This is a genomic window from Bradyrhizobium sp. BR 10261 (genome assembly GCF_019455395.1).
GTDB classification, from domain to species: Bacteria; Pseudomonadota; Alphaproteobacteria; order Rhizobiales; family Xanthobacteraceae; genus Bradyrhizobium; species Bradyrhizobium manausense.
Window position 1 is genome coordinate 166,462 of sequence record NZ_JACOFQ010000001.1, and the last position, 26,152, is coordinate 192,613.

At 65.0% G+C, this 26,152-nt stretch carries 26 protein-coding genes; 8 read left to right on the top strand and 18 right to left on the bottom strand.

Annotation, left to right across the window (positions count from 1 at the left end; all coding sequences use genetic code 11):
* Positions 1-106: 106 nt before the first annotated feature.
* From HYH07_RS00830 to HYH07_RS00850, 5 genes are all read right to left on the bottom strand, one after another.
* Positions 107-1,252, bottom strand: a complete 1,146-nt coding sequence (locus tag HYH07_RS00830; protein ID WP_220000661.1) for a caspase family protein — start codon at positions 1,250-1,252, stop codon at positions 107-109.
* 70 nt (positions 1,253-1,322) lie between these two features.
* Positions 1,323-2,471, bottom strand: a complete 1,149-nt coding sequence (locus tag HYH07_RS00835) for an amidohydrolase (RefSeq protein WP_220000883.1) — start codon at positions 2,469-2,471, stop codon at positions 1,323-1,325.
* A 100-nt stretch (positions 2,472-2,571) separates the two neighbouring features.
* Positions 2,572-3,660 (bottom strand): mandelate racemase/muconate lactonizing enzyme family protein, encoded by a 1,089-nt coding sequence (locus HYH07_RS00840; RefSeq protein ID WP_220000662.1) that lies wholly within the window; start codon positions 3,658-3,660, stop codon positions 2,572-2,574.
* A 148-nt stretch (positions 3,661-3,808) separates the two neighbouring features.
* The gene (locus HYH07_RS00845; RefSeq protein WP_220000663.1) at positions 3,809-5,014 is read right to left on the bottom strand and encodes a M20/M25/M40 family metallo-hydrolase; all 1,206 of its coding nucleotides are present in this window, start codon (positions 5,012-5,014) and stop codon (positions 3,809-3,811) included.
* 158 nt (positions 5,015-5,172) lie between these two features.
* Positions 5,173-6,420 carry an MFS transporter gene (locus tag HYH07_RS00850; RefSeq protein ID WP_220000664.1) on the bottom strand — a complete coding sequence of 416 codons (1,248 nt, stop codon included), beginning with the start codon at positions 6,418-6,420 and terminating at the stop codon, positions 5,173-5,175.
* Between the two features lie 144 nt (positions 6,421-6,564).
* Between HYH07_RS00850 and HYH07_RS00855 the strand changes: the two genes are divergently transcribed.
* Both HYH07_RS00855 and HYH07_RS00860 read left to right on the top strand, forming a co-directional pair.
* Entirely contained in the window at positions 6,565-7,119 is a 555-nt protein-coding gene (locus HYH07_RS00855) for a GDSL-type esterase/lipase family protein (protein WP_409363871.1), read from the top strand.
* A 600-nt stretch (positions 7,120-7,719) separates the two neighbouring features.
* Entirely contained in the window at positions 7,720-7,989 is a 270-nt protein-coding gene (locus tag HYH07_RS00860) for a hypothetical protein (protein ID WP_220000665.1), read from the top strand.
* Between the two features lie 104 nt (positions 7,990-8,093).
* On the opposite strand, the gene HYH07_RS00865 is transcribed toward HYH07_RS00860, so the two are convergent.
* The 9 genes from HYH07_RS00865 to HYH07_RS00905 form a co-directional block, all read right to left on the bottom strand.
* Entirely contained in the window at positions 8,094-8,393 is a 300-nt protein-coding gene (locus HYH07_RS00865) for an avidin/streptavidin family protein (protein ID WP_220000666.1), read from the bottom strand.
* 16 nt (positions 8,394-8,409) lie between these two features.
* Positions 8,410-9,912 (bottom strand): CYTH and CHAD domain-containing protein, encoded by a 1,503-nt coding sequence (locus tag HYH07_RS00870; protein WP_220000667.1) that lies wholly within the window; start codon positions 9,910-9,912, stop codon positions 8,410-8,412.
* 162 nt (positions 9,913-10,074) lie between these two features.
* Positions 10,075-11,061: a dienelactone hydrolase gene (locus HYH07_RS00875; RefSeq protein ID WP_220000668.1), complete on the bottom strand. Its 987-nt coding sequence runs from the start codon at positions 11,059-11,061 to the stop codon at positions 10,075-10,077.
* 39 nt (positions 11,062-11,100) lie between these two features.
* Positions 11,101-12,018, bottom strand: a complete 918-nt coding sequence (locus tag HYH07_RS00880; protein WP_220000669.1) for a GIN domain-containing protein — start codon at positions 12,016-12,018, stop codon at positions 11,101-11,103.
* A 13-nt stretch (positions 12,019-12,031) separates the two neighbouring features.
* The gene (locus HYH07_RS00885) at positions 12,032-12,604 is read right to left on the bottom strand and encodes a DUF1700 domain-containing protein (RefSeq protein WP_220000670.1); all 573 of its coding nucleotides are present in this window, start codon (positions 12,602-12,604) and stop codon (positions 12,032-12,034) included.
* A complete protein-coding gene (locus HYH07_RS00890; protein WP_220000671.1) occupies positions 12,605-12,928 on the bottom strand; it encodes a PadR family transcriptional regulator in 324 nt (107 codons plus the stop codon).
* A gap of 341 nt (positions 12,929-13,269) precedes the next feature.
* Positions 13,270-13,626, bottom strand: a complete 357-nt coding sequence (locus HYH07_RS00895; RefSeq protein ID WP_220000672.1) for a response regulator — start codon at positions 13,624-13,626, stop codon at positions 13,270-13,272.
* A 60-nt stretch (positions 13,627-13,686) separates the two neighbouring features.
* Positions 13,687-13,995 carry an HGGxSTG domain-containing protein gene (locus HYH07_RS00900; RefSeq protein ID WP_220000673.1) on the bottom strand — a complete coding sequence of 103 codons (309 nt, stop codon included), beginning with the start codon at positions 13,993-13,995 and terminating at the stop codon, positions 13,687-13,689.
* A complete protein-coding gene (locus HYH07_RS00905; RefSeq protein ID WP_220000674.1) occupies positions 13,992-14,594 on the bottom strand; it encodes a hypothetical protein in 603 nt (200 codons plus the stop codon). The genes HYH07_RS00900 and HYH07_RS00905 overlap by 4 nt, the downstream gene beginning before the upstream one ends.
* A 433-nt stretch (positions 14,595-15,027) precedes the next feature.
* On the opposite strand from HYH07_RS00905, the gene HYH07_RS00910 reads away from it, so the two are divergent.
* Positions 15,028-16,155 carry a DUF1236 domain-containing protein gene (locus HYH07_RS00910; RefSeq protein WP_220000675.1) on the top strand — a complete coding sequence of 376 codons (1,128 nt, stop codon included), beginning with the start codon at positions 15,028-15,030 and terminating at the stop codon, positions 16,153-16,155.
* Between the two features lie 46 nt (positions 16,156-16,201).
* On the opposite strand, the gene HYH07_RS00915 is transcribed toward HYH07_RS00910, so the two are convergent.
* The 3 genes from HYH07_RS00915 to HYH07_RS00925 all read right to left on the bottom strand — a co-directional run bounded on the left by HYH07_RS00915 (position 16,202) and on the right by HYH07_RS00925 (position 19,538).
* The gene (locus HYH07_RS00915; protein ID WP_220000676.1) at positions 16,202-17,170 is read right to left on the bottom strand and encodes a lytic transglycosylase domain-containing protein; all 969 of its coding nucleotides are present in this window, start codon (positions 17,168-17,170) and stop codon (positions 16,202-16,204) included.
* A 170-nt stretch (positions 17,171-17,340) separates the two neighbouring features.
* Positions 17,341-18,198: a VOC family protein gene (locus HYH07_RS00920; protein WP_220000677.1), complete on the bottom strand. Its 858-nt coding sequence runs from the start codon at positions 18,196-18,198 to the stop codon at positions 17,341-17,343.
* A 146-nt stretch (positions 18,199-18,344) separates the two neighbouring features.
* Entirely contained in the window at positions 18,345-19,538 is a 1,194-nt protein-coding gene (locus HYH07_RS00925; RefSeq protein WP_220000678.1) for a urate hydroxylase PuuD, read from the bottom strand.
* Positions 19,539-19,743: 205 nt separating this feature from the next.
* Between HYH07_RS00925 and HYH07_RS00930 the strand changes: the two genes are divergently transcribed.
* The gene (locus HYH07_RS00930) at positions 19,744-21,054 is read left to right on the top strand and encodes a sorbosone dehydrogenase family protein (protein WP_220000885.1); all 1,311 of its coding nucleotides are present in this window, start codon (positions 19,744-19,746) and stop codon (positions 21,052-21,054) included.
* A gap of 15 nt (positions 21,055-21,069) precedes the next feature.
* Here the strand turns inward: HYH07_RS00930 and HYH07_RS00935 are convergent, their stop codons facing one another.
* Positions 21,070-21,870, bottom strand: coding sequence for an SDR family NAD(P)-dependent oxidoreductase (locus HYH07_RS00935; protein WP_220000679.1), 801 nt, complete (start codon positions 21,868-21,870; stop codon positions 21,070-21,072).
* A 243-nt stretch (positions 21,871-22,113) separates the two neighbouring features.
* Between HYH07_RS00935 and HYH07_RS00940 the strand changes: the two genes are divergently transcribed.
* From HYH07_RS00940 to cyoD, 4 genes are read left to right on the top strand one after another with little or no spacing between them, the layout of a single operon-like run.
* On the top strand, positions 22,114-22,953 hold the full coding sequence (locus HYH07_RS00940; RefSeq protein WP_228749140.1) for a cytochrome ubiquinol oxidase subunit II: 840 nt from the start codon (positions 22,114-22,116) through the stop codon (positions 22,951-22,953).
* Positions 22,943-24,943 carry a cytochrome o ubiquinol oxidase subunit I gene (gene cyoB, locus HYH07_RS00945; RefSeq protein ID WP_220000887.1) on the top strand — a complete coding sequence of 667 codons (2,001 nt, stop codon included), beginning with the start codon at positions 22,943-22,945 and terminating at the stop codon, positions 24,941-24,943. The genes HYH07_RS00940 and cyoB overlap by 11 nt, the downstream gene beginning before the upstream one ends.
* Positions 24,943-25,584 (top strand): cytochrome (ubi)quinol oxidase subunit III, encoded by a 642-nt coding sequence (locus tag HYH07_RS00950; RefSeq protein ID WP_057753462.1) that lies wholly within the window; start codon positions 24,943-24,945, stop codon positions 25,582-25,584. The genes cyoB and HYH07_RS00950 overlap by 1 nt, the downstream gene beginning before the upstream one ends.
* Positions 25,581-25,970 carry a cytochrome o ubiquinol oxidase subunit IV gene (cyoD, locus tag HYH07_RS00955; RefSeq protein WP_220000680.1) on the top strand — a complete coding sequence of 130 codons (390 nt, stop codon included), beginning with the start codon at positions 25,581-25,583 and terminating at the stop codon, positions 25,968-25,970. The genes HYH07_RS00950 and cyoD overlap by 4 nt, the downstream gene beginning before the upstream one ends.
* Positions 25,971-26,152 lie beyond the last annotated feature (182 nt).

Genomic DNA, 26,152 nt, shown 5'->3' on the forward strand with positions numbered 1-26,152 from the left:
AAGATCATGCTCAAACAAGGCGCCAAAGCGCGATGACGAATCAACCCAATCTCATGGCGCTTTGGCGCGTTTCCGAGGCCGGCGCCACGCGGCATCGCGCGTGCGCCTACTCGGCGCTGCGCTTCCAGGCACCGGTGCCGAGCTTGCCTGTGATCACGGCGAGCGCGTCGTGGATCTCATAGAAGCCGCCATCGCTGTAGCCTGACAGGCCCCTGGTTGCGCGCAGGGTCCAGCGGCCGTTCGCGGCCGTGATCGTGCCTTCATGCGCACGCGCCGAGCGCTGCGGCTCGGCATGGAATCTGTAGGTGCCGTCGCCCATGATCTGCCAGATCCAGCGCGACTGGCCGCGGCCGCTCGACACCACGATCTCCCAGGTGCCGACCAGCGCGGGATCGATCGTCGGCGACGTCGGTGCAGGCGACACCGCCGCCGGAAGCGGGCTCGGCGGCGGTGCCTGCTCGCGACCATCAGCCGGCCGGCCGGCGAGATAGATCGCCTTGCGCGACAGCGAGCCATAGACGAACGGCTGCTGTGCGTTGCGCGTCGCCTCCATCACGTCGTCGCGGACGTTGCGGAACATGAAGGTGACCTCGACGCCCGGCGCCTCGATGTTGCGCAGCAGTGCCGCGGCAAACGGGCTGTTGCGCGCATCGCCGTCGAGCGCCGTGGTGCCGTCGCGCGCGGCATAGGCGACGAGAACGTTGCCGACGGGCTCGATGCGGCCGAGCCCGCTCACGGGAGCGGCGCGCGTCGCGATCGACCTGTTCATCTTGGCCGCAAACGGATTGTTGCGGCAGGCGTCGAGAATGACGAGGCCGAGGCTCGTGGTGTTCGACACCTGCAACATCACGCTTTGCAGATTGATGGCTTCATTCGCCGCGTCGGTGTCCCGCTTCAGCTCGGCATCAACAGGGATCAGCCAGTTCTCGCCATTGATCTCCATGCCATGGCCGGCGAAATACACGGCCGCCATGTCGGCGCCGGCGGCCTCGCGCCCGAGCGCGATCAGGCCGCGCCGCATCTCGTCGAAGCTCGCATTCGTTGCCAGGGAGACCGTGAAGCCGAGCCGCCTCAACGCCGCGGCGAGGTCGTTCGCGTCGTTCGGCGGATTGAGCAGCGCGGGCACGTTCCTGTAGGCGCCATTGCCGATGACGAGCGCGACGCGCTTTGCTTCAGCGGCTTCAGCCAAAGGCGCTACGTTCGCGAATGCTGACGCCGCAGCCAATCCTGGGACGAATTCGCGCCGGTTCATCCTGATCTCGCTGGATCGAATCCGTTTCGATCCTAGCGCATCCGGCCCAAGGGAGCCACGGGGCCGCCTCTCAGTTCGCCGCCAGCGCGGTCTTGGCGACTTCGGCCATCCAGCCCGATGCCACCGGGAGAATCGCGTCGTTGAAATCGTAGCGCGGACCGTGCAGCTCGGCGCCGTCGCGCAGGGGCCCGTTACCGATCCACACGAACGCGCCGGGCCGTTGCGCGAGATAGTGGGCGAAATCCTCGCCGGCCATGCTCGGCGCGAGATCGCGCCGCACGGGCGCCCCTACCTTGTCCGCGGCCATGCGCGCAAGGCCCGCTTCCGCCGGCGAATTGATCGTCACGCCGACGCCCATGACAATGTCGGGCGTGACCTTGACGTCAAAACTCGTGGCGATGCCGGCGCAGATCTCGGCGATCCGCGCCAGAATGATGTCCTTCACGCCATTGCGATGATGCCGCAGCGTGCCGCGGATCGTGACTTTCCCCGCGATCTGGTTGGGCGCAGTGCCGCCCTCGATCGTCGACAGCGAGAGCACGGCAGTGTCGAGCGGATCGATGCCGCGCGAGACGATCGACTGCATTGCCACGATCAGATGGCCGGCGGCCATCACGGGATCGCGGGTGAGATGCGGCATGCCGGCGTGGCCTGCATGGCCCTCGATGGTGATGGTGAGGCGTCCGCCCGAGGCCATCACCGCGCCGTCATGAACCGCGATGGTTCCGGCCTCGAGACCCGGCCAGTTGTGGAAGCCGAACACGCGCTGCATCGGGAAGCGCTCGAACAGCCCGGCCGCGACCATCGCGCGCGAGCCGCCAAAACCTTCCTCGGCCGGCTGGAAGATGAAATCGACGGTGCCGCTCCAGTCGGTGTCGGCGGCGAGCAGCGCGGCCGCGCCGAGCAGCGAGACGGTGTGCCCGTCATGGCCGCAGGCATGCATCACGCCCGGATGTTTCGAGGCGTAGCTGAGCCCCGTATCCTCGGTGATCGGCAGCGCGTCCATGTCGGCGCGCAGGCCGACGCGCCCCTCGGCCGACCCGCGCGTCAGCGTCGCGACGATGCCGTGGCCGCCGATGCCTGACACGAAGGGAATGCCGAGCTCGGTGAGCCGCTCCTGCACGAAGGCGGCGGTCGCCTTTTCCTGGAGGGATAGCTCGGGATGGGCATGCAGATGCTGGCGCCACGCGGTCAGTTTTTGATGCAGCTCGGGGGTCAAAATGCGGCTCTCTCTGATGGTGTCAGCTGTCACCACTCTAATCGATTATCCGCACTTCGCATCAAGCCCGTTGGAATGCCTCGCGTGCAGCAACGCGTTCCTACGCCGCCAGCTTCGCCAGCCCGGTCCAGTCGAAGCCGATGCCGTGGCCCGGGCGGTCCGGGGCCAGCGCCCTGCCGTCCTCGAGCACCAGCGGATGCTCGATATATTTGTCCAGCCCGAAACCGTGCGCCTCGAGGTAAGAGCGGTTCGGGCAGGCCGCGAGCAGATGCACGGTGACGTCGTGCGCGCCGTGGCTGGTGACGGGCAAATTGAAGGCCTCCGCCAGCCGCGCGATCTTCATGAAGGCGGAAACGCCGCCGCAATTGGTGACGTCGGGTTCGGGATAGGACACCGCGCCTGCCGCGATGTAGTTCTTGAACTCCCACAGCGAGCGCAGATTCTCGCCCGCTGCGATCGGGACGCCGCCGGCCCGCATGATGCGCGCGTGGCCTGCGACGTCGTCGGGAATGACAGGCTCCTCGAGCCAGGTGAGGTCGTAAGGCACCAGGGCGCGGGCGGCGCGGATCGCTTCCTCCACCGTCCATTTCATGTTGGCGTCCGCCATCAGCGGAAAGCCCTCGCCGAGATGCTGTCGCATCGCCGCGACGCGCGCGACGTCGGATTTGAGATCGGGCCGGCCCACCTTCATCTTGATGGCGCGAAAGCCCTTGGCGAGATTGCCGTCGGTCTGCTTGAGCAGCGCCTCGACCGAGAGATCGAGATCGATGCCGCCGGCGTAGCACGGCACGCGTGCATCGAAGCCGCCGAGCAGCTGATACAGCGGCAAATTCGCGCGCCGCGCCTTCATGTCCCAGAGCGCAATGTCCAGCGCGGACAGCGCCAGCACCGTCGGCCCGCCGCGCCCGCCATAATGCAGGCCCCACCAGACGTGGTGCCAGATCGCTTCGGTGTCCTCGGCCTCGCGCCCACCGACCAGCGGTGGAATCTCGCGCTTGAGGATATCGGCGACAGCGCCGCCATTGCGTCCGACCGTGTAGGTGTAGCCGACGCCTTCGGCGCCATCGGCATCGCGGATGCGGCAGGTGATCAGCTCGAACGCCGACATGTCGCCATGGGTGGAGTCGGACAGCGTGACGGGGAGGGGAATCCGGTAGAGTCCGGTCTCGATATCAGCGATGCGCGGCATGTGGCCTCCCTGTTTTTTTTCTTTTGCAGGGTGGGTTAGCCGAAGGCGTAACCCACCACTTCTGTCTCTGCGGTGACAAACAGCGGTGGGTTACGCCCTGCAGATGCGCTTCGCGCAGCTGCAGCGCTAACCCACCCTACGGATCTCTCTAGCGCGTCGTCGCCAGCTGCACGGCCAGCGCACAGGCCCGGTCGTATTCGTCCAGATTGATCCACTCGTCGATCGTGTGCGCCTCGTTCTGGCCGGCGCCGAACGTCACGGTCGGAATGCCGTGGCGGACCATCCAGTTGGCATCCAGGCCGCCATTGGCGGCGCGGACGTTGGGCGTGCCGCCGACGGCAGACACGGCCTCGATCGCGCGCTTCACCACCGGCAGGTTCTCCTTCATGCGGAACGGATAATAGTCGGTCTCGGCCTTGAACTTGACCTTGCCGGACTTGCCCTGCGCATTGGTGACCTTCTTGGCCGCCTTCTCGAACGCGGCCTTGTAGGCCTTGGTGATCTCCTTGAAGAATTTACCGTCATGGCTGCGGCATTCGCCGCGCACATGCACATAGTCGGTGACGACGTTGGTGGCATCGCCCGCAGGCCGGCCGTCGCCGCCGGTGACCGGGCCGACATTGCTGGTGCCCATCCGCGCGCTCGCGCCCTTGCCCTTCACCACCTTGCCGAACCAGCCGCCGGCCTTCACCTCGGCAAGCGCCAGCGCCATGATCATGGTCGCGGAGATGCCGCGTTCCGGCGCGACGCCGGCATGCGAGGCGCGGCCGAAGATCTCGACGGTCCAGCGGTCGGCGCCGACAGCGCCGATCACGACATTGGAAGCCGAGCCGCCGTCATAGTTGAACGCCATCACCGGCGAGCCGAGCTCGTCCAGCTTGACGTGGCGCGCGCCATAGAGCCCGCTTTCCTCGCGCACGCAGAACAACAGCGTGATCGGCGGATGGTCGAGCTTCTGCTTCTCAAGCTCGGCCGCCAGCGTCACCAGCACGCCGCAGCCGCATCTGTTGTCGCCGCCGAGCGCGGTCCTGGCCTCGTTGACGATCTTGCGCCCCGATTTCTTCGGTTTGGCGCCGGCGCAGAGCGGCACCGTGTCCATATGCGTCATGAACATGATGCGCGGCTGGTTGTGCAGCGCGCCGCGGCCGGGCAGGTCGACGATGAGGTTGCCGGTTTCGGTCGGCACGGGAATGCGGCTGTTGGCGTCATCGAGCCGGATCGCCTTGGCAGGCACGCCGACCTCCTTCAGCGCAGCGGTGAGCTCACGCCCGATCGCCGCCTCCTGTCCGGTGACGCCTTCCACGGAAAGGAAGCGCATGAGACGGTCGGTGGCGGCTTTGGTGTCGACAGGCATGATGCATTCCTTCAATGCGCGGACTGTAGGGTGGGCTAGCCCCGGGCTGCGCGAAGCGCAGTCCCTTGGCGTAACCCACCACTCTGGCTTCCGCAGTGACAGAAGTGGCGGGTTACGCCAAGCAGATGCGCTTTGCGCATCTGCAGGGCTAACCCACCCTACGAACTCGCCGAGGTGTAAGTCAAAAAGATCATCACGCCGATGAACAGCATCGCGGCCATGAACAGCAGCACCGCCGGCAGTCCCGCGACCGCCGCGACGGCGCCTGACATCGACTGCATCAGCGCGGTGCCGAGGAAGAAGGCGAGGTTCACCGCCGCCAGCGCCTTGCCCGCGACTTGCGCGTCGACCAGCTGCCGGCACATGCCGAACAGCAGCGGCTGGGCGGAGGTCGCTAGCCCAATCAGCACGAACAGCACGAGATCATATTGCGGCGGCATGACCTCGACGCCGAACAGCCATGCCACCGCATAATGCGGCGCGCCGAGCGCCATCAGCGCCACCAGCGTCGCCGCGAGACTGTGCGTGCCGGCCACCAGCTCGCGGCGGCGGCCGACCTTGCGGTCGAGCATGCCCATCAGCAGCGGTCCCGCGATCATCGCCAGCGTGTAGGCGCCGAGCTGGTTGCCGGCCTCGACCCGCGACAGGCCCTTGACCTGCATCAGCCACGGCCCGCCCCACAGGCCGCGCAGCACCAGCGAGGTCGCGAGCGACACCAGCGCCAGCGCGATCAATCCGCGCAAGGGCCGCGACAAGCCGAGCCTCAGCACCTCGATCATCTGCGACAACGGTGACGAATCGTCCTTGTGCTCGGCCGGCTGGTTCGGCACCAGCACGAACACCGCGAGCGCCACCGCGATGCCGCCGGCTGCGGCGATCCAGAACCCGGCGCGCCAGCCGTAAGTGTCGACCACGAAGGCGAGCGGGCTCGCCGACAGCAGCATGCCGATATTGCCAATCGACAGGATCGCGCCCGACCACAGCCCGAAGCGCGCCGCCGACAATTGCTTGGCCGCCAGCGTCATCGGGCACATCAGCATGCCCGATGTGGCGACGCCCAGCAGCAATTGCCCGAACGCAAAACTCTCAGGTCCCGTCGCCAGGCCCGATGCGGTCGCGCCGATCACGGTGCCCGCAAGCAGGCTCAGCGACACCGGCCGCACGCCAAAGCGGTCCATTGCCGCGCCCACCGGGATCTGCGAGGCCGCGAAGGCAAAATGATAGACCGAGCTGAGGCTCGCGAGCGCCTGCGGCTGCACGTGGAAATCCGCCGCCATCAGATCGAGGCTGAGTGCCGGGATGGTGCGCAGCAGCGTGGACAGCATGTGCCCGCAGGCCAGCGCCACCAGCGCAAAGATCAGCGCGCGAGTGCCGTGCCCCGCGTCGTCATTGGCAATCGCATCCATCCGCGTCCCGTCCCGGCAAGGTTTTTGTCGGGTTACATGATTGGAGAGGGCGTGCCAATGGCGCGAGGGGGCAGCTTATCGCATGGCCCGCCAGCGGTAGCGGCACGACGCTCCGGCGCCGCGCTCGATTGGAGCGTGCGCGTGATGCCGCAATCGATGATAAGCATGTGGCGGGAATATCATATCGATCAGGGGGCAAAAGTGATCGCAAGGCTCGGACGGATCGTTCTTCTCGGTGCATTCGCGGCGTTCGCCATGTTTGGCACCGCTCACGCTGCAACCGTCGTCGCCCTTGGCGCCAGCAACACGTTTGGCAAGGGCGTCTCGCGCAGCCAGGCCTATCCCGCACAGCTGGAAGCGCTGCTCCGTGCGAGGGGGCTTAACGTCCGCGTCATCAATGCCGGCATCAACGGTGACACCACGGGAGGCATGCTGGCCCGGCTCGATCGAGTCGTTCCCAAGGGAACGAGCGTGGTGATCCTCCAACCCGGCGGAAACGACCGGAGAAAGCTGGCCGCCGACAACACGCCCGAAATCCAGAGCCGGCTCGGCGCGATGGGAATCAAGGTGGTCATGCTGCCGAACGGGATGCTGCACGGACTGCCGCATCAACCCGACGGGCAGCATCTCACGCCCGAGGGCTATCACATGCTGGCAGAGCAGCTGGCCGGCCAGGTCGCCGCGGCGCTGGGCAAATAGCGTTAGATCGTCTGTTGAGATCAAGCAGCTCAAGTCGGAACGGCTAGGCCGTTCGACTTGAGCGAAGCTCGGCTCGTTGCTGGTAGTCGCCGTTCAAGGCTTCGAAGCCGTTTGCATCTCGTGCCCCGGGCTGAAGCTGGATGCTCCCGGCTGCCCGGAGGGCGGGCTTGAAGTCGCCGCCTGCATCTCGTGCCCCGGGCTGAAGCTGGATGCTCCCGGCTGCCCGGAGGGCGTGCTTGAAGTCGCCGCTTGCATCTCATGTCCCGGGCTGAAGCTGGATGCGCCCGGATGCCCGGAGGGCGGGCTTGACGTTGCCGCCTGCATCTCGTGTCCCGGGCTGAAGCTGGATGCGCCGGAATGCCCGGCATGGCCTGGTGAACCGTGATGTCCGGTATGCGAGTGCGAGCTCGAAAACACCGCTGAAAACGCCGCCTGTATTGCGTGTCCCAGGTGTCCCGGGCTGAAGCCTGACGCGCCGTGATTCGTTCCATGCGAGTGCGAGCTCGAAGACGCTGCTTGCATCGCGTGCCCTGGAGCTGACGCCGAACTGCCGTGGCCGCCTCCTCCCACTCCGCCATGCCCTGCACCCACGCCGCCGCCATGTCCCCCACCCATGCCAACGCCGGCTCCGACGCCGCCGCCTCCGCCAACTCCCCCGCCGGCGCCGCCGCCGCCACCACCGCCGCCGCCCCCGCCGCCACCACCCCCACCACCGCCTCCAGCGAGCAGCGGTCCAGACGTTGCGATCAACAAGGCCGGTATGGCGGTTATTGCAAGCAGCTTGGCGAGCTTCGTCACGATGATCTCCTCTTCGCCATCAATTCTGCGCGGCTAACCCAGGGCAACACGACGCGTGTCGATGGTGGTTGAAAGTCGAGCGCTCGATCGAATGTTCCGCACAAAGGGTGATTGATTAAGGCGAGCAGGTGCGCACGCCATTTCTGGCGCGGACTGTTACCCGAACGGCACATATTTCACTCCGTACAGGAGTGCTCGGGGCATTGCTCTCCTCCGGCGAGCATTGCGCGCAGGTAAAGCAGGCGGCGAGGGGCCCGCAGGTACCTCCTGATCACGCGAGGCCGGTGATTCTCTTTGGCCGATGCAATTGCCCGGTGAAATCCGGTGACTTGCACCGTTTGCCCATAAAAGCCGCTGTCCTCGAGCGCAGTCTCGAAGGTGCCCTCGATGCGGCCTTCCGCATCGCTGATGATGCGCAAGATCGAGCCGAATTGATTTCGCCAAGCACCAACCCATGACGTGCCGACCCATGCCATGCCTGATCTCCCGAAGTCATTTGCCCGGCGCGATGCGCAACGAACGCAACCGATGCAACTCCTTTGCTGCATCCTGCATCAGCCCGCGGGCCGCCTCGCGTTCCTGGCCGACGATGAAGCCCGAGGCGAAAGCCTGGGCGCGCCGGTTCGCCGGCGGGGCGTTCAGCGCGGCCTCTGTTGCCAGCTCGCGATGCGCCATGAAGTCGTTGAGCGATCCCAGCGCGGATTGAATCCGCTTCAGCCGGGACGAAAGCTCTGCAAGCTCGTTCTGGTCGCGCTCGCGATAGAGGCTCCCGAAGAAGTCGATGGCATAGCGGATCTTCTTGATCCTGATGCGCAGCTTGTGGCGCTGGTCCGGAGCGAGCTCGCCGAGCCGTTTGCCCTGCTTGCGCGCCTTGTCGATGCGCCGGCCAAGCACCTCTTCTGCGTAGGCAGGGATCCCCACGTCATCATCGGGGCGGGGGCGCAGCGTTTCGATCCATTCGAGCACGTCGATCAGCAGACGGCGGTAGCGCGCCGACCCAACCGCCTCGCCGGCGCGGCTGAACGCCGCCTTCCGCTCTGCGGAGAACTTGTCGCGGAGCGCGCGTGCGCCCCGCTTCGGCACGCCCCGGTCGGCGATCGGTCGAACGCTCTCGTTCACGAACACGTCGATCTCGCGCGCCGGCGCAAGCTCGCCGGTGAGCCATTTGAGCTCGGCCTTGATCCGCGCCGTCTGCGCGCGCGGCAGGACATCGCCAAACAGCGAGATCGCCGCCCGCAGCCGCCGCAGGCCCACCCGCATCTGGTGGACCCCTTCCGAATCCATCTTCCGGACCGGATCGGCATTGGCCGTGATCTGCCGCAGCGTCGAATGGGCGATGGCGCGGAATGCATGGAGGGGCGACATCTCGTGATCGAGCTGGATCGGCTCGGCGTGCTGTGCGCCGTCGCGCGCGCCGGTGGCAAGCCGGTAACCCCGCTCGGCCTTCGAACGCAGATCGAGCTCGGCGCCGGTTTTGCGCGCGATGGTTCGCGCCATCTGGAACAGATCGCCGACACGGCCGGATTTCAATTCCAGCTCGAGCTCCGCGATCGGCTGCGCGCGGCGTTTGGCGCCGATCCGGCCGCGGTCGACCGCAAGCTCGACCCGGCTGTTTCTGATACGACGCGCCTGCGCGGTGCGATGAACAAGGGTTTGAAAAACCGGCCTCAGCTTGCGCGAAAGCTTCTTGCTCGCGAGCTTGTCGAGCGGCGTATCCCTTGTCTTCTCGAGATCGGGCTTTTCGCCGGCGACGTCCTGTTCCCACTCGCCGCGGGTCAGGCCTCCCGCTCCGCCCGCCTTCACGGTCTGGACGTAGCGGCCCTCGACCTTGCGCACCCGAAGCGTCAGCCCGTGCCGTCGCAGCTTGTGCTTGCTCGTGTCGTAATAGGTCGAAACGAGCGTCTTCTCCGACCGGTCGCCTCGCTTGCTGCCGTGCAGGGCCGACGACAGTTTTCGGGGCGCAACGCGGAATTTCAGTTCCGTTTCGGCATTCATCGGCCATGCCTCCGTTGCGGGATTCAAAGTGACGCAGCAACGGGAAGTTCCGTGGAAACTTCGCGGAACGTGGCGTGTCAGCGCAACGTGCTGCTGAACGGGTCCATCGCGATTGGCGTCTTGAGCCCGTTCATCTCAGTGCCATCCCGGTCTCGATGCATCTCACTCGGCCGGCTGGATCAACCATCTCCGGAAGAATGCGAGCACGCCCGCGTTGAACTCGGCATGGAATGCGCCGCGGTCGAAGCCGGGCGCATCCGCGCAGAGTTCGGGCCGCTCTTTGACCAGCGCCGGCGGACACAGGAAGAACGCGAAATGGCCGGCGTTCGAAACGACGCGATATTCGTGTCGGGCCGGCAGGTTTGCGTCCACACCGGCGACATCGTGGGGCAGCACGCCGTCCCCACCGCGTTCCGATGCCCAGAGTTGAACCGGCGCCTTGAGAGGCGCCAAACTCTCGGCAGAGAAGAAGATGGCCAGAGGATCGGCGAGCACCGCGGCCTTGATCCGCGGATCGTGCGTCAGGGGCTCCGAAGGATATGTCCTGCCGAGGATCTGTTGGCAGAACAGCGACTGCCCTCGGCGGCAATAGTTCGTGGCCGCACCGGTCCAATCCGGATTGGCGCCGAGCAGCACAAGTCCGGTATAGCCGCCGCGCGAGAAGCCGAAGAAGCCGATTCTGTGTTGATCGATTTTCGCGGCGAACGGCGATGTCCCGATCATGAAGTCGATCAGGCGCTTGATGTCGGTGGGCCGCTCGACGAAGACCGAGAGATCGCCGGAACGGCCTGGATCCAGCGCGGTATCGCCTGGGTGGTTGATAGCTGCAACGACGAAGCCGCTGTCGGCGAGCGCCTCGGCGGTGTCGCGATTGCCGAGAAACGAGGCGCGCCGTCCATGGGAAGCGGCGATCAGCGGCAGGTGGTCTCCTGCGAGCGGGCAATTCTTCACGCCTGGCAGGACGAAGCTGCCGATACGAAGCTCTCCCGGCGGTTCGGCGCAGGGATACCAGACCATGCCGTGAATCGCCGGACCATCGGCGTCGGCGGGAATATCAATCGATCGCAGGCCAGCAGCTTGCGCCAACGTCGACGTGAGGCAGAAGCCGATGGCGGCGAGGAATCTGCAAGCGTTGACGGAAGCGGACATCGACGTCTCCTTCGTGTTGCGCTGAGGCTGATTGCGCGGCTATGGCACGCGCTTGATCTCACCTGAGCCCGACACGTGCGAATTGACCCGCGCCACGGTGCCGTGCAGCTTCACGACGGCGCTGCCGGAGACCGCGATATCGGCATCCTCTCGCGGCGCGAGGTCCACGTTGCCGCTGCCGTGGATTTTCGCGCTGGCTTGTTCGGTGATCAGTCCGCCGAGATCGGCGCGGCTGGAGCCGGCAGATTCGAGCGACACTTCGTGGGCCGTTCCGTTGGCGGTTATGGTGCTGCTGCCGCTCATGACGACGCGCAGCATGTCCTGCTTGACATCGGCGAGCTTGAGCTTCGCGCTGCCCGACATGTTGATGCTGGTTTTTTGCGCGACGAGCCGGCCGAAATCGGCTCGTCCGGAGCCGGCGGCATCGAACCACAACTCCTTGGCTTCGCCGCTTGCCGTCACAATGGCGCTGCCGTGCAAGGTGAGGCGCAGCACATCCTGCTTGATGTCGGAGAGGGTGAGTTCGCCCGAGCCGTTCAGCGTCCAGGCCGTGACCGCAGGGCCGGAGAGCTGGACGACGAGATCGCTCGCCGGAAAGCAATCAACCAGGCGGTCCCACTCCACCGTGTCCCATTCCAGCGTGCCGTCGTGAAGGCGCACATGGCTGACCAGCTCGGCGTCGCCGCTGACGCTGGCCTGTGGCTTCGGGCCGGGACGATAATGCACCTGCGCCGGAATTCTGATCCTGACGGCATCGCTGCCGGCCCATGCGAGATCGACGGTGCGGCGCTCGCTTGCGCCGGCCGGTTTCGCCGCAGCACAGTTTCGCAACGTTCCTGCCCAGGATCGGTGGTCGCCGTCCATCCATTCCGTTGCCGAGGTCAGAACCGCGATGACCCCGCACCCCGCCGCAATGCCCAGCGACACCATTGCGGTCCCTAACAGACGTCTGCGCATGGCGCACCTCCTATCAAGCCGGATCTTGTTCTGGTTTGAGCAGCCGGTAGTGCAGCCGGGCGTAATTCCCGAGCAACTTCACGGCGCCGTCGAGCGCCAGCAGCAGCAGTGCGCCGCATCCGACACCTGCCGAGATCAGCCCGATGCCGGCTACCGCGCGCAGCAGGATCGCGGCGATCGAGGCAAAGTGCCCGATCTTCACGAGGCTCAGCAGCAATCCGAGCCCGACGATGCCGAGCGCGAAGACGACGAGGCCGATCACCAGCATGATCAGGGCTACAGCGAACAGCAGCGGCAGCAGGAACAGAATATCGACCGTGGCCAGTCCCCCCAGCGCGAGCAGGGCGGCGGCGGAGTTGCCCGGCGTGCGGCGATTTTCCCAATGACGCAGCCCGGTCTCGGCGCGCAGCTCGCGCGCCAGCCGCCTGGGGTCACCGAGCGCCGCTGCCACATCGGCCTCGCTTCGCCCGGCTGCCTCGGCTTCGTCGAAATAAGACATGTAGTCGGCGAGGATGTCGTCGATCTCCCGCGCTGGAAGTCCGGCGAGCCCGTCATTGAGAATGGTCAAGAAGGCGACGCGGTTCATTCAGCGTTCTCCCAGCAACTGGTTGACGGCATCCGTGAACGTCCGCCACTCGCGCTTCTGCGCCGCGAAGGCAGCGCGGCCGGCGGGGGTGAGCCGATAATATTTGCGAGGCGGGCCGCTGTTCGATTCGGCGAGGCGCGTGTCGACGAGCCCGTCGTCCTGCATGCGCCGCATCAGCGGGTAGATCGTTCCTTCTCCCATGCCGACGCCGGAAGCGAGCGCGCTGGCAATCTCATAGGCATAGCTTTCGCCGCGCGCCAACAGCGCCAGCACGCACAGTTCGAGTGCACCTTTCTTGAGCTGGACCTGGTTCTGTTCGGTCATGGCAACTGCGCGGTTGAGCGTGCCAGAGAATATATAACAAGGTACCTTTTAATGCAAGGTACAGGTTTATGAAGGTAGTGCCCGCCGGCCGCGAGCGCGGCCGGCGGTTTCCCTGCGGAGCATCCTTCGAGACGCGTGCCTCTGGCGGCCCCTCAGGATAGAGAGGAGTGCGTGGCAGCAGTTTAAGCGGACATCGATGCCGCTTAGCCTCATCCTGGGGAGGCGAAGCGGTCGCCTCGAAGGACGAGGCGTGCGCGCAACTCGCTCAACGAATCCATAAGCGATAGCCCTGCGCATCAACCTGACGGGCAGCATCTCGCGCCGACGCCGGCAAACCGCTTCTATCGGCCAGCTTCCTCCAGCAGCGTTGTCGCGTAGACCGGCTTGGCGAGGAATGTCGCACCAGCCGGCAGGGGACGCGGCAGCGGACGGCCCGAGATCACGATGATCCGCATGTTGGCGTTCTGCTGCTGGGCGAAGTACGCCAGAGCCACGCCGTCCATCTTCCCGACCAGATTGATGTCGGTGACCATCAGGGAAGGGTGCCGTGCTTTCAGCGCCAGCGCCGCGGTCTCGGCATCCTCGCACTGAAGCACCTCGAAATTGCTCTCTTCGAGCAGAAGCGCCAGCATCTCGCGTTGAATGTCGTCATCTTCGACGACGAGCGCGGTCGGCCGGATCGGCTTTGATTGGCCCATGGCGCACCTCATCTTCTAACATTTGTTAATCGCGGAGGAGGGAATCTGTTCCCTCCTAGTTCATCCGGCTTCGCTCTCGTCTGGGTTGCGAATTGTTTCCGGACGCGTGAGCAATTTGCGCAGCAGATCTTCAGATTCGATCAGCACGGTGCGAACAAGCTTGCGCTCCCCGATCGCCTCGCTGGTGAAGTAGCCGTGCTTGAGGGCATTGCTGTTTCCACCAGGCGCGCCGGATCCCCATGCGCCGCCGTGCATGCGGCAGCGCATCCTGCCGCGCAGCGCCGGCGCGCGGCAGGCGTCACCATTGCGTGTTTGCGCGCCGCAACGCCGGCTCGTTCGCATCGCGCAGGTGTTGCGGGCGTGGCTCATGCGGGGAGGGCCGCCGCATCCACAAAGCCGGGCTGCGCAGCGATCAGGTTTGCGTGCTGCGTGAAGTTGCCGACCACGGCCTTGCCGCCGTCCTGAACCGAGAGATTCTGCACCGTGATCGCACAGGCGCCGTTGCTGCGGTGACGGTTCAGCGCCTCGATCTGCGCGGCGAAGGTGCGTGACAGCCGGGTCAGGGCGCGCGTGAGGCTCTCCTGCTGCTGCACATCGTCGGTGCAGGCGAGGCGACAGGCGCAGCGCATGGTCGCGACCTGAATGCTCACCATCTGCGCCGCCAGCATGGATTCGAGCGAATCCCTCGGCGCGATGCTCTTCAGTGTCGAGACCATGAAGGCGAGGTTGCCCTGGTCGGGCTTGCGCGCGACGACGCTGGCCTTCACCAGCTGGCTCAACAGTCCATGCAGCGCGTCGCGGTCGGCGGCGCCGAGCGCCTCGGCCAGCAGCGCTTCGCCGGCCTTCGTATCAGGGTGTTCGATCACGATGCGCCTGCGACGGAGTTTTACTTTCGGGCTGGCGATGATCGCGGCGCGATCGCTGGCTGCGATGGCCGTCGTTTCGGCAGATGTCAGGGATGTGGTCATGAGATGTGTCCTTTGCCGGCGCAGGCGCGCGGCCTCGCTGCAAGCGAAGCCGATCGCGCGTCTACTGATGCGGCGGTTGAGATTTTTCAGGTGGTGATGAGACGTTGTCGCGCAGCCGGGTCGAGCGCGCCGCCTCGTTGGGCGGAGCTGGACAGAGCCTGATAGCGCGATGATGCCACTATACTCCTGTTTTGCCCGACGGGTCAAAGCGATTTTCTGAAAATCAGTAGTCGCTGGCGCGCAAGCTCTTGATCTGGCGGGCGCCGGCTACTGTGCATGGGGTTGTTTTCGACAGGCCGGGATGCCGGCGCTTGTCGATGGCCTCCGCAAGGTTCCGTGCCGATGAAGCGCCCCGGGCCTGGTCCGGGAAAAACTGGAACCTCGCTTCTTAGCGCAGGTTAATAGCCAACTTCAGGACCAAAGGGAGAGAACCATGATCCGCCTGTTGGCAACCACCGCATTGGGACTTGTGCTGGCGAACGCCGCCTTTGCGCAAGCGCCGAACGCGAACACGACCTCGCAGCAATCCGCACCATCGCAAGACAAATCCGCGACGCCGTCCACCACCACGCCATCGGGGACGGCTCAGTCGCAGCAGACCACCTCGCAGCCGCAGCAGCCCTCGACGTCGGGACCGTCGGCACAGAATAACCAGAGTACCGCGCCATCTTCCACGTCCCCCGGTTCCGGGACCAACGCGGCCAACAGCGCGGATAATTCGTCACGGCCGCAGAGCGGCACGGCGAGCTCGAGCCAGACCAATCCGCCCGCGACCCAACAGGGCGCCAACCCGCCGGCGACGAACACGAACCAGGCGCAGGATCGCAGTCAGCCGCCCGCCAACACCAACCAGGCGCAGCAGGCGCCCGGCGCGACCGGCACCAACCAGGCTCAACAGGCGCCGACCAACAACCAGGCTCAGCAGGCGCCGACCAGCAACCAGGCGCAGGGCGCGCGCACCGAGACCAATTCGCAGATGGCTGCGCGAACCGACGTCAAGCTCGACCGGCAGCAGGAGACCAAGATCAGCGCCTCGATCTCGCACCTCAACGTGCGGCCACTGACCAACGTGAATTTCTCGCTGAACGTCGGCACGGTGGTGCCGCGCGACGTGCAGCTGGCGACGCTGCCACCTGACGTCGTGGAGATCGTGCCGCAATATCGCGGCTACAGCTTTGCACTGGTCAAGGACGAGATCGTCATCGTCGATCCCGCCACCTACAAGATCGTAACGGTGCTGCCGTACTCAGGGCAATCCACCGCGACGACGACGACGACGCGCGAGCGCAGCGCCAGCAAGTTCTCGGATAGGGATCGCGAGGTCATCCGCAAGCATGTCAAGGCGCGCCCCGAGCGGAGCGAGGTGCGGACCACCGGCAGCACCGCGCGCACCGAGATCCATGTCGGCGATCGCGTTCCTGACAGTGTCGAGGTCGAGGAGTTCCCGAGCACCGTCTATCAGGACGCGCCGGGTCTGCGGGACTACCGCTACATCCATCGCGACACGCGGACCTATGTCGTCGAGCCTCACGAGCGTCGCGTGATCGAGGAGGTCGAGTAGCCGCAGCAAGGAAGCCGCTCCATCGAGCGGCTTCCTGATCTATGGATCAGCCCGAGGAGCGCTCGCGCGCCGCCACGCGGACGGCGTGGGCCTTCGCCCCCTTCGCTCCCCCCTTGGCGCGGGCCGCGATCATGCTGCGCGCCTTGCCGCGGGCCGCGCCGCCCTTGCGGAGCAGGGACACGAGATGCTTGCGGGCGCGATTGGCCGCGAGCCGCGCCGCCAGCTGCTCGGCCTTGCGAATGATGCTGGCCGTCGAGGGCGTGAGGCTCGCGGGCACCCAGGCAACGTCCCGGATCTTGGAGAGGCTGCCGACGCCTTCGCACGGCGCCTCGCGCGGCAGGTCGATCCGGATCGCCAGCGCATCCGAACGCTCGATCCAGTCTTCGGCTTTGGTGCCGGTTATGATGCGGACATAGTCGCGCGTCTCGCGCGGCAGGTCACTCTCCCTGGCGAGCCATTTCTGGATGCGGCCGGGGCCGGCATTGTAGGCGGCCGCGGCGAGGCCGAGATTGCCGAAATCATCGCGGAGCTTGCGCAGGAATCTTGCCGATGCGGGCAGCGCCTTCATGGGATCGAAGGGATCGTCGAGCCCGACCTCGGCTGCGGTTTCCGGCATGAATTGTGCCACACCTTGCGCGCCGGCCTGGCTGACCTCGTTGGACTTGAAGCGGCTCTCCTGCCAGAGCAGGCGGGCAAAGAACGGCACGGGAATGCCGCTCTCCTCGGCCGCTTGCTTCAGCGCGCGACAGAATTGTTCGGTCGGGGACGGCGGAGTCTCCGCGGCAGCTTCGACTGCGGGCTCCGGCTCGATCGTCTCCTCGTAGGACGCACGCGCATTGGCAAGTTCAATGGCCTGTACGCTGGCGAGGAAGAGGTCGACGAGCGGCACCAGGGAGGGCGCGCGATCGGACTTCGGCGTGGCCTGGTCGACATGTGAGATCTGCCATGTCGGCTCCGGGCTGATGTCGCACATCAGAAGCAGGAACGCAGCGCAAGCCGCGACGAGAAATCGCATCTCGGTAAGAGTCCTCGAACTGTGGGGAACGACCAGCGAGCGCTGGTGACAAGGACTTCTTAACCGTAATTGCGGCGAAGCTGCGATTCCGCGGGACCACCGGTGTTAGTACGGTGTTCCCGTCGCAGGAACGCCGGCGGCCGCTCCCGCCGTTCCACAGCAGCTCAGGATCAGCCGGCGATGAAGGCGATCAGGGTGCCGTTGGCCTTGGCCGGGGGCACGATGATTGCCGCTCCGCTGCGGACGCCTGCCGGGCCGAGTGCCTTCTCGGTCGCTGCGAGATCGCCGCTGACGAGCACCAGCGCGGCGCCGCCGCGCCCCGAGAGGCCAGCGAGCGGCACGCCGGGATAGCGCTTGCCGAGCTGCTCCAGCGTCAGATAGACGAAGTCGGCGCGGTCGCCGCCTGAGGGCACTGTCACTGCGCCGTCAGCTCCTGCCTTCGGCTCGCGATCGATCAGCCGCGCCAGATGAGCGGCTTCCGCTGCGGGCTCGGGCGCCGCGATCAGCACCTGGCTGATCCGCTTCGCCGCGTTGGCGTGCTTCATCAGCTCGGGAATCCACACCGTCTCGCGGGTCTTGTGCTGACAGGCGAAGATGCGCACGCCGCCGGGCGCTTCGGCGGTCGGCCACATGAACGTGCGGAATTTGGCGGCCGAGACCGTGCCATCAGGTAGTGTGACCGGCCGCTCGAAATCGGTCGGACCGATCGGCGTGAAGCCGCGTGCGCGGATTTCCTCGGCACCGGCTGTGGAATCGATCGCGGTGAAGGCGATGCGCTCGATGCCTTCACCCTGTCGCTCGACAAAGGCGCGCGCCGGCGCATTGTGCTCGGTTGCGACCAGCACGCCGAGCAGCTCCATATAATCGGGGTCGAACATGATGGTGTAGTTGCCGGTGCCCATATGCGCGCTGTGGGTGCCCCGCGGCGACAGCGTGAAGCCAAGCTGGCGATAGTTCTCGGCAGCCTTGTCGAGGTCCTTCACCATGACCACGGCGTGGTCGATACCGATGACGTTCTTGAGGGCCACTGTGATTTCCCCGGCAATTGCGAACTGACTCTGGACGGCCTGCGGCCGCCGGTCCTGTCTACGCCGGATAAGCGCCCAAGTCATTTTCAAATCGGCGGGGAGATCCGGATTTTCATTCCGCGAAACGCGGCATCGACGCGCAGTGATCAGCGATCCTGCTCGCCGATATAGGCGGCGAGGACCGCGCGCTCCTCGCTGGTCATTTCGGTGATATTGCCCGGCGGCATCGCATTGGACCAGGCCGCGACGCGCCCGATCAGGCGGATGTTGCGATGGATGTGCTCGGGTGCATCGAGCAGGATGCCCTTCGGCGCGGTGACGATGCCGGCCCAGACCGGCTCCGCAGCATGGCACATGCTGCAGCGGGACATCACGATCTCCTCGACATTGGCGAGTGTCGGCTGCGTCGACAGCGCGCCGGTCTTGACCTCGCGCGGGCCAGCTGCGGAGAGAAAAAGGATCGCGATCGCGCCAACTGCCGCCACGCCCCATACCCACCATGGCGATTTGCGTCCGGCATGGCCCTCGTTGAAGAAGTGGCGGATCACCGGTCCCAGCGCCAGCACGATCGCGACGATGATCCAGTTGAAGCGCGTGGCGTAGAGCAGGGGATAGTGATTGCTGATCATCAGCACGACGACCGGCAGGGTCAGATAGTTGTTGTGGACCGAGCGCTCCTTGCTGGTCTTGCCGAGCTTCGGATCGGGCGCCTTGCCTGCGATCAGGCTAGCCACGATCTTCTTCTGGTTCGGAATGATCACCGCGAACACGTTGGCGACCATGATGGTGCCGATCAGCGCGCCGATCTGGTTGAAGGCGCCGCGGCCGCTGAGCACATGGGTGAAGGCGTAGGTCAGCGCGACCAGGAACAGATAGCCGCCGAGGGCGAAGGGCAGCTCGCGCTGCGCAAGCCCGGTGCGGCAGGCGGCCTCGTAAAGCAGCCACGCCAGTGCAAGGCTGCCGAAGCTGAACAACCCGGCCTGGAAAGGCGTGAGATCGAGGATCGACTTGTCGACAAGGAACAGGTCGGCGTCGAGATAATACACCACCACCATCAGCGCGAAGCCGGACAGCCAGGTGGTGTAGGCCTCCCATTTGAACCAGGTCAGCTCGTCCGGCATCTGGGCGGGAGCCACCAGATATTTCATGATCCGGTAGAAGCCGCCGCCATGGACCTGCCAGGCCTCGCCCTGCACGCCGTCAGGCAAATCGCTTCTGGGCTTGAGACCGAGGTCGAGGGCGATGAAATAGAACGAGCTGCCGATCCAGGCGATCGCGGCCACCACGTGCAGCCAGCGCAGCAAGAGGCCCGCCCATTCCGATACGATCGATCCCCACATGATCACCCCATCAATCGCGACACCGATGCCGCAGCTTTGATGACCGCAACCTGCGGCCGTGCCCTTACAATCTGTTGCACCGATCCGCGCCGTTTTCCAGTACGATGGATCACACCATCTGCACATCGTGCGGGCATGAGCTGACGTGGGATTTGGCAGATAAGTCCGGGAGGAAGGTGGCGTGAAGATTCATGTTTCTCACATGATGCTGTTCGCGTGGCTGTTGATGGCCTGCACCGTTGCACAAGGCGAACCCGTGCTGCAGGGCAAGGATGCCTATGGTAGCTGGCAGGCCGACAAGCCCGGTACCGTCAGGCTGATGCGCCCGCAGGATCTGGCCAAGCCCGGAGCCTCGCCCTCGGTCTCCAATCCCACGCGCGTGACCGCGCGCGGCAGCGCGACACCTGACGTGCCTGACGGATTCAAGATCGAGCTATTGGCTGACGGCCTCTCCGACCCTCGCGTGCTGCGCGCCGCGCCCAATGGCGATATCTTCGTTGCCGAGACCGGGCCGGGGCGCATTCGCGTGTTGCGTCTCGGAGAGGGCGGCAAGGCTGCGAGCAACGAGGTCTTTGCCAGCGGGCTCACCCGACCGTTCGGCATCGCCTTCTTCCCGAATGGCGACAATCCGCAATGGGTCTATGTCGCCAATTCCGGCAATGTCGTCCGCTTTGCCTATCATGCCGGCGACCTGAAGGCCTCGGGCAAGGCCGATGTGGTGGTGGCCAACCTGGCGCATGGATCGGGCCATTCCACCCGCGCCATCGTGTTTACGCCTGACGGCAAGCGCATGCTGGTGTCGGTCGGCTCCGCCAGCAATGTCGCCGAGGGCATGGGCAGCCCGCCCGGCGGGCTCGAGGCCTGGGCGCGCACCCAGGCGCTCGGCGCGTCCTGGGGCTATGAGGCGGAGCGGGCCGCGGTGCTCTCGTTCACCCCCGAAGGCAAAGACCGCAAGCTTTACGCCACCGGCATCCGCAACTGCGTCGGCCTTGCGATCCAGCCGCAGACCGGCATGCCCTGGTGCTCGACCAATGAGCGCGACGGACTCGGCGACGATCTCGTGCCCGACTATGTCACCAGCGTGAAGGAGGGCGCCTTCTACGGCTGGCCCTGGTTCTACATCGGCAACAACGAAGACCCGCGTCATGCCGGCGCGCGGCCGGACCTCAAGGACAAGGTGACGGTCCCGGATGTGCTGATCCAGCCGCATTCAGCCTCGCTTGGCATGACCTTCTACCACGGCACGCAGTTTCCGTCCGAATATCAGGGCGACGCCTTCGCCGCTGAGCACGGCTCCTGGAACCGCTCGAAGCGCACCGGCTACAAGGTGATCCGCATCAGGATGAAGGACGGCAAGCCGACTGGCGAGTACGAGGATTTTGTCACGGGCTTTGTCGTGAATGACAGCCAGGTGTGGGGGCGGCCGGTGGGGATAGCGGTGGCCAAGGATGGATCGCTGCTGATTTCGGAAGATACTGGCGGCACGATCTGGCGGGTGACAAGCGCGCCGCGATGATCGTGCTTGCCGCCCTCATCCCCGCCGCACACTCGCTCCGCCATCCACCGGCAGCGTGACGCCGGTGATGAAATTCGCCTCATCCGACGCCAGGAACAGCGCGGCATTCGCGACGTCCCAGCCAGTGCCCATCTTCTTGCGCAGCGGTACCTTGCTGTCGCGCTCGGCTTCGACCTCGGCGCGGGTCCTGTGCCATTCGCGGGCGCGGGTATCGACAGCCATCGGCGTGTTCATCAGGCCGGGCAGGATGACGTTGGCGCGGATACCGTATTCGGCGTTCTGGTAGGCGAGCTGCTCGGTGAAGGCGATCATCGCCGATTTCGTCGCCTTGTAGGCGACGTAGGGATAGGTGGTGATCGCTGCCATCGACGAGATGTTGATGATGGCTCCGCTCTTCTGCGCGCGCATGATCGGGACCACTTCCTTGGCCGCGAGGATGCAGCTCTTCAGATTGATGGCGACGACGCGATCGAACGCTTCCTCGGTGATTTGCAGCAGCTCGGCGTCGCCGCCGGCGAGGCTGACGCCGACATTGTTGTGCAGCACGTCGATCCGGCCCCAGCGCGATATGGCGTCCGCTACCATCGCCTTGATATCGGCGGACTTGGTCACGTCGGCCTTGAAGGCCGCGGCGGTCCCGCCTTTTGCGGTGATTATCGCAACCGTTTCCTGCGCCGATTCCAGGTCGTGATCGACGCACAGCACCTTCGCGCCCTCGCGCGCGAAGGTGAGCGCGGTGGCGCGTCCGTTGCCGATGCCTTCGCCGGGGCTCTGGCCGGCGCCGACCACGATCGCAACCTTGTCTTTGAGGCGCATCTCACTTCGCTCCCTGGATCGATACATCGAATTATTTTCGTGCACATTAGCAATCGATCCGACCTGAGAGAAGAGCGCGGCTCCTGCGTTCATGTCATTGACATCACATGGAATTGCATGCTGCGGCCGGCTCATCGGGCTTGGTTGCCCCTTGTGTTCAGGAACCGTTCCGACGCCGGCGCGTTTGTTGCGGAGCCTTTTCCGCGCTAGGCTCTCTTCCGGGGCTTCCCAATCGCCAGTGGCATGCCGATGAATCTGCTCGATCCACAAGGGCCGGTGGCTGCCGCCAACAGCACCATCCTGGTCGATTCCGTCTTCATCATGCTCGCGATCGTGGTGCCGACCATTGTCGCGATCGTCGCTTTTGCGTTCTGGTTTCGCGCCTCGAACACGAGAGCACGCTTCCAGCCGGACTTCGTCTATTCCGGCCGCGTCGAGATGGTGGTGTGGTCCATACCTGCGCTGACCGTTATCCTGCTCGGCGGCGTCGCCTGGATCGGCTCGCACCAGCTCGATCCCAGGGCACCCGTGCCAGGCACCGGCAGCCCGGTGCGCATCCAGGCAGTGTCGCTCGACTGGAAATGGCTCTTCATCTATCCCGACCAGCGCATTGCGACCGTCAACAGTTTGACAATTCCCGCAGGCGCCGAACTGAATTTCCAGCTGACATCGTCGAGCGTGATGAACGTGTTCTTCATCCCGCAGCTCGGCAGCATGATCTACACCATGAATGGCATGGTGACGAACTTGAACCTGCGTGCCGACAATGAGGGCAAGCTGCAAGGCCTCTCGGCGCATTTCTCCGGCGACGGCTTTCCCGACATGATGTTCGACGTCAACGTGGTCTCGCCGCTCTCATTTCCGGACTGGGTTGCTACCACCGCGAAGACCGATGCCGTGCTGAACGAGGACAGCTACAAGAAGCTGATGCAGCAGGGCATCGAGAAGGGCAGGCCGACCTATCGGCTCGACGATCCCCGCCTGTTCGACCTGATCGCAACCCAGCACATTCCGCCAGGGCCGGGGCCGGAGCTCGTCTCCGATGCCGGCCGTCCTCACACTGGAGGCGTTGATGCTCGGTAAGCTCGACTGGTCCGCCATTCCGTTCGATCAACCTATTCCCCTGATCGCGGGTGGCGTGGTGCTGGTTGCGATCCTGGCAGTGCTGATCTGGGTCGTCGTGAAAGGGCATCTGCCCTATCTCTGGCACGAATGGATCACCAGCGTCGATCACAAGCGGATCGGCGTCATGTACATCCTGCTCGCCTCGGTGATGCTGCTGCGTGGCGGCAGCGACGCCATCATGATGCGGATTCAGCAGGCGATCGCCTATCAGTCGCAAGGCTATCTGCCGCCGGAGCACTATAACCAGATCTTTTCTGCGCACGGCACCATCATGATCTTCTTCGTGGCGATGCCGTTCGTGATCGGACTGATGAACCTCGTCGTGCCGCTTCAGCTCGGCGTCCGCGATGTCGCGTTTCCGACGCTCAATTCGGTCGGCTTCTGGCTCACCGCGACAGGTGCCCTGCTGGTCAATCTGTCGCTCGTGATCGGCGAGTTCGCCCGCACCGGCTGGCTCGCCTTTCCGCCGCTGTCGGGGCTGTCTTATTCGCCCGGTGTCGGCGTCGACTATTACGCCTGGTCGCTCCAGATCTCCGGTGTCGGGACGCTGGTCGCCGGAATCAATCTTGTCACGACAGTGCTGAAGCTGCGGACCAAGGGCATGAACTATCTGCGCATGCCGATGTTCTGCTGGACCACGCTGGCCTCGAACCTCCTCATCGTCGCGGCGTTCCCGATCCTCACCGCGACGCTCGCGATGCTGCTGCTCGACCGTTACCTCGGCTTTCATTTCTTCACCAATGAAGCCGGCGGCAACGTCATGATGTTCATGAATCTGATCTGGGCCTGGGGGCATCCGGAGGTCTACATCCTGGTGCTGCCGGCCTTCGGCATCTTCTCCGAGGTGGTCTCGACCTTCTCCGGCAAGGCGCTGTTCGGCTACCGCTCCATGGTGCTTGCGACCATGGCGATCTGCGTCATCTCCTTCATGGTCTGGCTGCATCACTTCTTCACCATGGGCGCCGGCCCCGACGTCAATGCCATCTTCGGCATCGCCAGCATGATCATCGCGGTGCCGACGGGCGTGAAGATCTACAATTGGCTGTTCACGATGTATGGCGGCCGCATCCGCTTTGCGACGCCGATGCTGTGGGCGGTCGGGTTCATGGTCACCTTCATCATCGGCGGATTGACCGGAGTGCTGGTCGCGGTACCGCCGGCGGACTTCATGCTCCACAACAGCATGTTCCTGGTGGCTCATTTCCACAACGTCATCATCGGCGGCGTGCTGTTCGGCGCCTTTGCCGGCTTCGAATACTGGTTTCCCAAGGCATTCGGCTTCCGCCTCGACGAGCGCTGGGGCAAGCTGGCGTTCTGGTTCACCTTCTCAGGCTTCTGGATCACCTTCGTGCCGCTCTATGTCGCCGGCATGCTCGGCATGACGCGGCGCTTGCAGCATTATAATGTCGCGGAGTGGCGGCCGTGGATGATCGTGGCGGCCATCGGCATGGCCGTGCTGTCGATCGGCGTGATCTGCCAGATCATGCAGCTCGTGGTCAGCATTCGCAACCGCGAGGCCTTGCGCGACCGCACCGGCGATCCCTGGGACGGCCGCTCGCTGGAATGGGCGACCTCGTCGCCGCCGCCGGTGTTCAACTTCGCCTTCCATCCCGATGTCCGCGGCGAGGATGCCTATTGGGACATGAAGATCGCGGCCCAGCAGCAATCGCTCGAGCATGACGTGCCCGAATATCAGGACATCGAAATGCCCCGGAATTCGCCGACCGGCTTCGTCTGCGCGTTCTTCGCCACGATCATGGGCTTTGCGCTGATCTGGCACATCTGGTGGATGGTGATTTTGGGCGGCATCGGCGCCTTCGCGACCTTCGTCGTGTTCGCCTGGCGCGACCATGACGAATACGTGATTCCGGCAGCCGAAGTCGCCGCCATCGACCGCGTCAATCTCGAGGAGCGGCGCAGCCTCGTCAGCATGGCGGGGGCGATCTGATGTCGATGACTGCGACCGCCGGCCGCGCCCATGCCGATCCCCATCACATCGGTCTTGTCATCGAGCATCCCGGGCCCGCGCCAAAGCGGACCGTGACCGCCTATGGCTTCTGGGTGTTCCTGCTCTCCGACATCGTGATGTTCTCCTGCTTCTTTGCGGCTTACGCCGTGCTGGTCAACCAGACCGCTGACGGCCCCAAGGGCTCGGAGATTTTTGAGCAGCGTAACGTCGCTATCGAAACGGTTTGCCTGCTGCTGTCGAGCTTTACCTGCGGCATGGCCAGCATCGCCGCCGACGTCCGCAACCGGTTCTGGTTCTATCTCGGCATGGCCGTGACCTGCGTGCTCGGGCTGATCTTCCTCGCCATCGAGTTCAGGGAGTTCGCCGACCTCGTCTCCCGCGGCTATGGGCCATCACGCAGCGCCTTCCTGAGCGCGTTCTTCTCGCTGGTCGGCTGCCACGGCCTGCATGTCTCGGCCGGCGTGCTCTGGCTGCTCACCATGATGGCGCAGGTCTTCGCCAAGGGCTTTCGCGCCGACGTGCTGCGCCGGATGATGTGCTTTGCGCTGTTCTGGCATGCGCTCGACATCATCTGGGTCGGGGTGTTTTCCGTCGTCTACCTGCTAGGGGGTGGCGCATGAGCGATCAGACGCATATGCCGGCCGGACATGATCTCGCGCCGGGCGACGAACAGCAACACAGTGTCGGCGAGCGGGTGCTTGGCTATGTCGTCGGTCTTGGGCTGGCGCTAATCCTCACGGCGACCTCGTTCTTCATCGCGGGCACCGATCTGGTTTGGCAGCCATCGATCCCCGTCGCGCTGATCGTGCTCGCGATCGCGCAGATGGGCGTGCATCTGGTGTTCTTCCTGCACATCACCACGGGCCCAGACAACACCAACAACGTGCTGGCGCTGGCCTTCGGGCTGCTGGTCGTTTTCCTGGTGGTCGGAGGCACCGTCTGGATCATGTCGCATCTCAACCAGAACATGCCGCCGATGGATCAGTTCATCCGGATGCACAGCTAGCGCGCGTGTGTAACAGCAGAACGGGACGTTCGCTCTGATGCATTGACGTCTCCACATCGTCATGGCCGGGCTTGACCCTGCCATCCACGTCTTGCAGCGTGGCACGAAGAACGTGGATGCCCGGGTCAAGCCCGGGCATGACGGACAGAGCCGATGCTCACGACCGCACAAAAAAGAAGAGC